Consider the following 2303-nt stretch of genomic DNA (forward strand, 5'->3'; position numbering starts at 1 on the left):
CCATGTTGGACATCGCACGTTCCATGCGATGGGCTTGCCGGTCCGAGAATACCAGCTCGCCGTTGCCATCCATCAGGTTGATGAACTCGTGGATGTTGTCCCCGAGCATCGATGCGAGGAAGGCGTCACCGAACTTCTGCATCAGCTTCTGCGCGGTCACTTCGCCAATGGTTGGAATACGCTTCAGTGCCTTGAGCACGGTCGAGGACTGGTCGCTGGCGGACAGACCTCTGGGACGGATCAGCGTCCACAGCGGTGAGGTGCAGTGGCTGCATTTACGGCGGGACTCTTCCGCTTCTAGATCGATGGTGTTGACAGGCTCGCCGTCCAGGTCGGTGATGACATGCCCGCAAGCCGGGCAGGCCCCCACGTCGCCGTGAGGCGTGCGCCGCCGAACGAAGACAGGCTTCCAGTGGAACCCCATCCGCATCCGCACGCGGCCCAGGACGAAGAACTCCTGGCCCTGCGCCGGCACGCCCAACTGCTCACGCAGTTTCAGCAGCTTGACCAGCGTGTCCGGGCCGTTGAGCACCCAGACCTTGGCCCCGGCCACCGTCTCCTGGATTTCGCGCCGCCACTTGTAGACCAAGTGGGGTGGCGAGAGCACCAGGGTGCGGCGGTAGCCTTCGGCGTTGAGCACGGCGGCGGTGGCAATACCCACCGTCGTCTTGCCGCAGCCCATCTCGCCATTGACGATCGCGGCGCGTTCGCCGCGATCGACCAACAGCTCGGTGACAGCGTGGACCACATCGGCTTGCGCCGGGAACAGCTTGCGCTTGAGCGCGGCGAGGATCAGTTGCCGATGCACCCGCACCTGGCCGGTGTAGACCGGAGGATTGGCGCGGTTGAGCGAGTCGAGCAGCTCGTCGCCGAACTCGGACACGAAGTCCTGCAGGCTGAGCGTGAGGGGTGAAGCGGCCGCTTCGAGCAGGTCGCCCTGCACAGCGGTTTCGGGAACGGTTTCGAGATCGAGGGACATGGTGATGCTCCAAAGCAATGGGGCATGCACCTCCCCCACGGGGCGGTGACATGCCCCTGGGTGGGAAGAAAGAAGCGGCGCGAGGCCGCTGGATGCGGATCAGTATTCGCTGGGCAGCAGCAGTGTGGTGACGCTGCGATCCCATTCGGTGATGATCCAGAGCTTCAGGTCGCGCGTGACCTGGTAGGACGAGAACAGACGATCTTCGCCGGACTTCAGCGCGGCGTCGTTCAGTTGCCAATCGTCGTCGCAAAGGTCGCCCCAGTCGCCATGAAGATGGCGGCGCAGGTACGGCGTGGGATTGAGCCGGCCCTGTCGGACCAGCTCGTCGACGCCAGCGGTCATGACCACCTGCCCGGGCGAAAAGCGTGCTTGTGATGCGAGGTTGAGGACTGCGAGTGCCATGGTGGTTTCTCCTTTCGGAAAAGAGGGCCACGGCACCCCATCGGGGCAACGTGACCCCGGTGGGTGAAAAGCATGACGGCGAACCGTCAGGGAACAGCGATCAGCGGATGGTCAGCACTTCGCCCCACGTGGGCGAGCCCAGCGTCAAGTCCCATGCACGAATGACCGGCACGAACTTGTCGGTGAGGATGCGCGTCTCGGCCACGGAGCCGTCGTCGCGTTCGGTGTATTCCGTCTGGAGCATCTTCTCCTTGTGGGTATCACCTTTGACGACGAGCACTCGCCCGCTCTTGGACTTCACTACGCCGGAAATCGCGCCTGCGGCCAGGGCCAGGGCGAGATGCCAGTGCGACAAGGCCCGCGCGGGCGGACGCAGCGACTGCTGCGCGGCGCCCAGGTGCGTATCGAGCACTGGCCAGAGTCCTTGCAGCCGGCCGACTTCATCGGCGAACTGTTCGGGCTCCATCGTCACGCGATAGAAGTGCTCCGGCTCGGCCGGGCTGGCAGGTAGGGTGTACGGCAGGAACGGCCATTCGAGCGGCAGCTCCTCGGCTTCGGCGTCGCCCTGTCCGATCTGCAGCAGCAGTCCACGCAGGGCCTTGGCCGACTCCGACGCCTGGTCGCGCTGGCGAACCCGGCGGCCGAAGATCACTACCTGCTTGAACTGCGTTTCCACCGCACGGTAGATGCGCAGGTCGGCGAAGTGGCGCGTCAGCCATCCGACCAGCTCGGCGTCGAGCACGTAGGACGGCACGATGAAGATCAGCACGCCACCGTACTGCAGCAGCGGCAGCGCGCGCTGATAGAACAGCTTTTCCAGCCGCGCGCGCCCCTGGCCCTGATAGCCGATGTTGCCGTTCACGTCCTTGCTCAGGTCGCCATACGGCGGGTTCAGCAACAGCAGCCCGAAGGACTGGCG

General features: G+C 64.8%; 3 protein-coding genes. All 3 read right to left on the bottom strand.

The genetic code is table 11. The features are described from left to right. A partial coding sequence (locus EV699_RS19705; RefSeq protein ID WP_165904218.1) for a DEAD/DEAH box helicase family protein occupies positions 1–979 on the bottom strand: 979 nt, incomplete at its 3' end. A 99-nt stretch (positions 980–1078) separates the two neighbouring features. Further along, positions 1079–1384 carry a hypothetical protein gene (locus EV699_RS19710; RefSeq protein WP_132546041.1) on the bottom strand — a complete coding sequence of 102 codons (306 nt, stop codon included), beginning with the start codon at positions 1382–1384 and terminating at the stop codon, positions 1079–1081. Between the two features lie 100 nt (positions 1385–1484). After that, positions 1485–2303: DUF6094 domain-containing protein (locus EV699_RS19715; RefSeq protein ID WP_132546043.1), on the bottom strand; the 819-nt coding region annotated here is incomplete at its 5' end.

Source organism: Plasticicumulans lactativorans (genome assembly GCF_004341245.1).
Lineage (GTDB): Bacteria > Pseudomonadota > Gammaproteobacteria > Competibacterales > Competibacteraceae > Plasticicumulans_A > Plasticicumulans_A lactativorans.